We start from the raw sequence: 6,815 nt of genomic DNA, 5'->3' as shown, positions 1-6,815 counted from the left end.
TTAAATCATTAATACCAGTGGCGCTTTTTAAAGCTTCTAATACTTGTTCAGCAGTTAAGTCATTTGATAAATTTAAATCAAGAACAAGTTGGGTAATGTCTTTTTTAGCAAAAGCAGAAATAGTTAAAGTTTTATTTCCTGTAATTCTAACGGAATCAGTTTTAGCACTAATTTCAACACTTCCTTGTTTACCATAATAAGCATCAGTTTTATTAAAGTCAAAATCATCAAAAGATAAATCATTAATACCAGTGACTTTTTTTAAAGCTTCTAATACTTGTTCAGCAGTTAAGTCATTTGATAAATTTAAATCAAGAACAAGTTGAGTAATGTCTTTTTTAGCAAAAGCTGAAATAGTTAAAGTTTGATTTCCTGTAATTCTAACTGATTCAGTTTTAGCACTAATTTTAACACTTCCTTGTTTACCATAATAAGCATCAGTTTTATTAAAGTCAAAATCACCAAGAGTTAAATCATTAATACCAGTGGCTTTTTTTAAAGCTTCTAATACTTGTTCAGCAGTTAAGTCATTTGATAAATTTAAGTCAAGAACAAGTTGAGTAATGTCTTTTTTAGCAAAAGCAGAAATAGTTAAAGTTTTATTTCCTGTAATTCTAACTGATTCAGTTTTAGCACTAATTTTAACACTTCCTTGTTTACCATAATAAGCATCAGTTTTATTAAAGTCAAAATCACCAAGAGTTAAATCACTAATACCAGTGACTTTTTTTAAAGCGTCTAATACTTGTTCAGCAGTTAAGTCATTTGATAAATTTAAATCAAGAACAAGTTGAGTAATGTCTTTTTTAACAAAAGCTGAAATAGTTAAAGTTTGATTTCCTGTAATTCTAACTGATTCAGTTTTAGCACTAATTTTAACACTTCCTTGTTTACCATAATAAGCATCAGTTTTATTAAAGTCAAAATCACCAAGAGTTAAATCATTAATACCAGTGACTTTTTTTAAAGCTTCTAATACTTGTTCAGCAGTTAAGTCATTTGATAAATTTAAGTCAAGAGCAATTTGAGTAATGTCTTTTTTAACAAAAGCTGAAATAGTTAAAGTTTTATTTCCTGTAATTCTAACGGATTCAGTTTTAGCACTAATTTCAACACTTCCTTGTTTACCATAATAAGCATTAGTTTTATTAAATTCAAAATCACCAAGAGTTAAATCACTAATACCAGTAGCTTGTTTTAAAGCTTCTAATACTTGTTCTTTTGTTAAGTCATTTGATAAATTTAAATCAAGAACAAGTTGGGTAATGTCTTTTTTAACAAAAGCTAAAATAGTTAAAGTTTGATCTCCTGTAATTCTAACGGAATCAGTTTTAGCACTAATTTCAACACTTCCTTGTTTACCATAATAAGCATCAGTTTTATTAAAATCAAAATCACCAAGAGTTAAATCACTAATCCCAGTGGCTTTTTTTAAAGCTTCTAATACTTCTTCTTTTATTAAGTCATTTGATAAATTTAAATCAAGAACAAGTTGAGTGATGTCTTTTTTAACAAAAGCTGAAATAGTTAAAGTTTTATTTCCTGTAATTCTAACGGATTCAGTTTTAGCACTAATTTCAACACTTCCTTGTTTACCATAATAAGCATTAGTTTTATTAAATTCAAAATCATCAAGAGATAAATTATTAATACCAGTAGCTTGTTTTAAAGCTTCTAATACTTGTTCTTTTGTTAAGTCATTTGATAAATTTAAATCAAGAACAAGTTGGGTAATGTCTTTTTTAGCAAAAGCTAAAATAGTTAAAGTTTGATCTCCTGTAATTCTAACGGAATCAGTTTTAGCACTAATTTCAACACTTCCTTGTTTACCATAATAAGCATCAGTTTTATTAAAATCAAAATCACCAAGAGTTAAATCACTAATCCCAGTGGCTTTTTTTAAAGCTTCTAATACTTCTTCTTTTGTTAAGTCATTTGATAAATTTAAATCAAGAACAAGTTGAGTGATGTCTTTTTTAACAAAAGCTGAAATAGTTAAAGTTTTATTTCCTGTAATTCTAACTGAATCAGTTTTAGCACTAATTTCAACACTTCCTTGTTGACCATAATAAGCATCAGTTTTATTAAATTCAAAATCATCAAGAGTTAAATCACTAATACCAGTGGCTTTTTTTAAAGCTTCTAATACTTGTTCTTTTGTTAATTCATTTGATAAATTTAAGTCAAGAGCAAGTTGAGTGATGTCTTTTTTATCCAAAACAGGAATTGTGAAATTTTGTTTTCCTGTAATTCTAACTGATTCAGTTTTAGCACTAATTTTAACACTTCCTTGTTTACCATAATAAGCATCAGTTTTATTAAAGTCAAAATCATCAAGTGTTAAATCACTAATACCAGTAGCTTTCTTTAACGCTTCTAATACATCTTCTTTTGTTAAATCATTTGATAAATTTAAACCAAGAGCAAGTTGAGAAATGTCTTTTTTAGCCAAAACAGGAATTGTTAAAGTTTTATTTCCTGTAATTCTAACAGAATCAGTTTTAGCACTAATTTTAACACTTCCTTCTTTACCATAACCAGCATTAGTTTTATTAAATGAAAAATCATTACTTGTTAAATCAGTAATCCCTGTGGCTTTTTTTAAAGCTTCTAATACTTGTTGATCAGTTAAATCATTTGATAAATTCAAACCAAGATTAATATTATTAATATCAACTGCAGACAATTTTGGAATTGTTAAAGTTTTCTGACTTTTTAAATAAATAGAGTTTTCAGTGGCATTTATAATCACCATACCATTAGAACCAAAATTTGGTTTAGATAAGGTTAATTCAAAATCAGAGATTGATAAATTTTTGTTATTTGTTTTAGTCTTTAAATCATTAAGAACTAACATCTTGATATCATCTTCTTGATTTTTAATTCACTGAACATAATTTCAGTTATCAAAAATATTTGGATCATAATTTTCTAGATCCATTTTTTCTAACTTTTTCAATTCTTGATATAAAACGATTTCACCATTATATTTGAAATCATTGTTTTTACTAGAATTACCAACAAAAACAAAACCTTTTTTCAAAAGTGAATCACCAGAAGATTGGTCTGTTTTAAAATGTACAGTTATGCCTTTAAGTTTATCAATTCCTTTATTATATATTTCTATTTCTAACTCACTTATAGTTCAAAATACATTAGTCTTTGAATCTAAAAGTGATTGAAGTTGTTCTTTAATAATTGAAATATCTTTTCTTGGAGTATTATTAGAAGCTACAAAAGTTATAATCGGCAACGATGCCAAATTCAAAGCTGACAATATTAATAATAATTTTTTCATATTTATCCTTTCAAAAGAAACTTTTTAAATGAAATTTCAAAATTAATTCCAATTTAGCTATGAATTCGTGAAACTACATAATCTTATATAAAATTTACAAAGAATAAAAAAACTAATTACTTACTTAAAAGTAAATATTAGTAAACTTAAATTATTTTTTTTATAACTAATATATTTTGATTTTAAGATTTTTTTGTTTTCAATAGCCTTTAACTATAGACTCTATTAAGAGTGATCATTTTTTCTTGCTTTAATATGTATGATGTTCTAAAAAATCTATTTTATTCATGATAGCTCCTTTATTAAAAGTAAATAACAATAAAATGACTTTACATCATTGTTGTTGGTTTTAAAATTTTATATTTTTTTGCATATCCATAAAAATAAACTTAGATCTATTAAGTGAAAAAAATAACTTTATATTCTTTTTATTTTTATTCAAATTAAAGTTTATCAAAAAAAAAAAAAAAACAAGTCAATCCCAAATAAAGGGCGATGAATTGTAAATGATAATGCCTCAATTAATTAGAAAGTAGAAAAGTCCAAGTCTTAAAATTATATTTTAGATGAATAAATAAGAACAGAGGTTGACTATATCAAAAGAAATGCACTCGCAGTTATTTAACAATTACTTAAAAGACTTACTTAAGCAAAAAACTCAATAGTTTTAAATTGCTCTATAAGAACTATAGACATAAAAAATAAAAGAATAATTAGATTTATACAAGCTAACTGTAATGCAAAACCAAATAAAATTGTTTCAAAAATTAAAAAGTTTTTAATGGATTGTTGGTTTGTGATTTTTTGATAGTTATTTAAATTAGTTATTTCATAATCAATTATCTCCAAGTTTTGATAAGTGGTTAAATGATATATTTATTTTAGTGATCTTTTTTTTTAAAAATTTTAGTTTAATTAACAAAGATATAAATAATTTTAAATATATAAGATCTAGAGTATATAAGAGCCTGCTCAATATTAAATATTAAATGGATACAAAATTGGATACAAAATTGAAGAACTATATATGTAAATTAGTAAATAAAAAAGTGGGAGTTACCCACTTTTTCTTGACACCCAAACTTTGATTTAATTCAAAGAATAAAGAACAGAGCAATTTATCTCTTTTAAAATTAAATATATTATAATAAAAAATAAAAAATAATATTAAGTAACTATTTTAAAATAATTCTAATTAAATTTAGGCTGATTTTCTCATTTTTCAGATGTTTTATAATTTCAAAAATCATTATGGTTCAAAACCTTAGAAGTAATTCAAGATGTTAAATTTTGATTAAATACCATTTTTGTTGTATCATTGTTTTCATCTTTTCAAAACATTTTTTCCATAGTTTTAACGTTTGAGGTATCTCAATTTGAAATATTCGAATTAAAAGATGAAGCATTATTAAACATATAACTCATGTCTGTAACTTTTGATGTATCTCAATTTGAAATATTCCCATTAAAATTTGAAGCATTTTGAAAAATTGACACCATATTATTAACATTACTTGTATCTCAGGCTATATATTCATTTCCTTTTTGATCTTTTACTTTTTTAGTAGATAAATCTTGATTAAAATTTAAAGCATTTGCAAACATTGTTCTCATATTAGTAACACTACTTGTATCTCAATTTGAAATATTCGAATTAAAAGATGAAGCGCCGTTAAACATATAACTCATGTCTGTAACTTTTGATGTATCTCAATTTAAAATATTCCCATTAAAATTTGAAGCACCACTAAACATATAGGACATGTTTGTAATTTTTGATACATCTCAATTTGAAATATTCCCATTAAAATTTGAAGCATTTTGAAAAATTGCCACCATATTATTAACATTACTTGTATCTCAGGCTATATATTCATTTCCTTTTTGATCTTTTACTTTTTTAGTAGATAAATCTTGATTAAAATTTAAAGCACTTCCAAACATTGTTCCCATATTAGTAACACTACTTGTATCTCAATTTGAAATATTCGAATTAAAAGATGAAGCATTATTAAACATATAACTCATGTCTGTAACTTTTGATGTATCTCAATTTGAAATATTTGAATTAAAAGTTGAAGCACCATTAAACATACACGACATGTTTGTAACATTTGATGTATCTCAATTTTCAATTCCTTCAATTGTTGAAAAAGAATTATTATTGAAAAAGTTTGTTAAGTTTTTAATGCCTTCAGGTAAAATACTTGTAATATATTTTGCATTAACAAAAATTAATGTATTTCCGCTACTGTCATAACCAATTTTATAAATATTTTTTGCATTTTTTTGACTAAAATTAAAATCTGTTGTTACTAAAAGTTCATCATCATTTGTTAAATAAAGTGAGGATGATGTGTTTTGAGCTGTTTCTTCTGATAATGTAATAACATCTTGCTCAAAAATATCAGAACCACCTTCTTGAGTTGATATTAGATATTCATATCTATCAACATAATCATTTGAATTTGAGCTTTTTTTCGAATCAGTAATTTTAATACTATCTATAGATAATTTCATATCCACATCTTTATATAAATTTTCAATAGCTACAATTAAATCCTCTTTATTTCATTGTTCATATTGCTTTGAATTTATAATATTTTGTATTTCTTTGCTAATAATTTTAATTGAAAACTTATTAATTACAATTTCATTTTCACCAATTAAATAATAAGAATTATCTTTTGCTGTAATTTTTAATGAACCATCATTAATACCATAATCTGGTTTTATTATATCTATAATTAAATCTTCTCGACTTATATCTTCAATTCCAGTAATTAATTTAATTTGTTCGATTATATCATCTTCATTAATTGATGAATAATCATCAATATCAATGTTTATAGTATCTAAATTTATTTTAGGGATTTTTGGTATTACAATATTTGTATCTCCTTTTAAATAAATTGATCCATCAATGGCTTTAATTATTATTCCACCAATATTTTTGTATGTAGATGGTGAGCGAGTGATTTTAAAATCACCAAAAGTTAATTGTGTGATACCAGTTGCTATTTGCAGTTCATTTAAAATTTCTTGATCTGTTGTATCATTATTAAATTCTTCTTTAATAATGATTTCATCAAGACTAACAGGGGGTCATTTTGGAATTGTTAAATTTTGATTTCCTGTAATTCTAACGGAATCAGCTTTAGCAGTAATTTCAACACTTCCTTGTTTACCATAATAAGAATCAGTTTTATTAAAGTCAAAATCACCAAGAGATAAATCACTAATACCAGTAGCTTTTTTTAAAGCTTCTAATACTTGTTGATCAGTTAAATCATTTGATAAATTTAAGTCAAGAACAAGTTTAGTAATGTCTTTTTTAGCCAAAGTAGGAATGATTGAATTTTGATTTCCTGTAATTCTAACTGATTCAGCTTTAGCACTAATTTCAACACTTCCTTGTTTACCATAATAAGCATCAGTTTTATTAAAGTCAAAATCACCAAGAGATAAATCACTAATACCAGTGACTTTTTTTAAAGCTTCTAATACTTGTTGATCA

Annotated in this window: 1 protein-coding gene and 1 pseudogene; both read right to left on the bottom strand. The window is 24.7% G+C overall.

The features are described from left to right. Positions 1 to 3,298 (bottom strand): annotated as a pseudogene (locus EELLY_RS04075) (hypothetical protein); the annotation flags it as partial. Between the two features lie 1,191 nt (positions 3,299 to 4,489). Continuing rightward, positions 4,490 to 6,815: BspA family leucine-rich repeat surface protein (locus EELLY_RS04135; RefSeq protein WP_146063626.1), on the bottom strand; the 2,326-nt coding region annotated here is incomplete at its 5' end.

The sequence above is a fragment of the Entomoplasma ellychniae genome (assembly GCF_002930155.1).
Lineage (GTDB): Bacteria > Bacillota_I > Bacilli_A > Mycoplasmatales > Mycoplasmataceae > Entomoplasma > Entomoplasma ellychniae.
The sequence above is the reverse complement of the archived record's forward strand: the minus strand, read 5'-3'. Positions and strand labels throughout refer to the sequence as shown.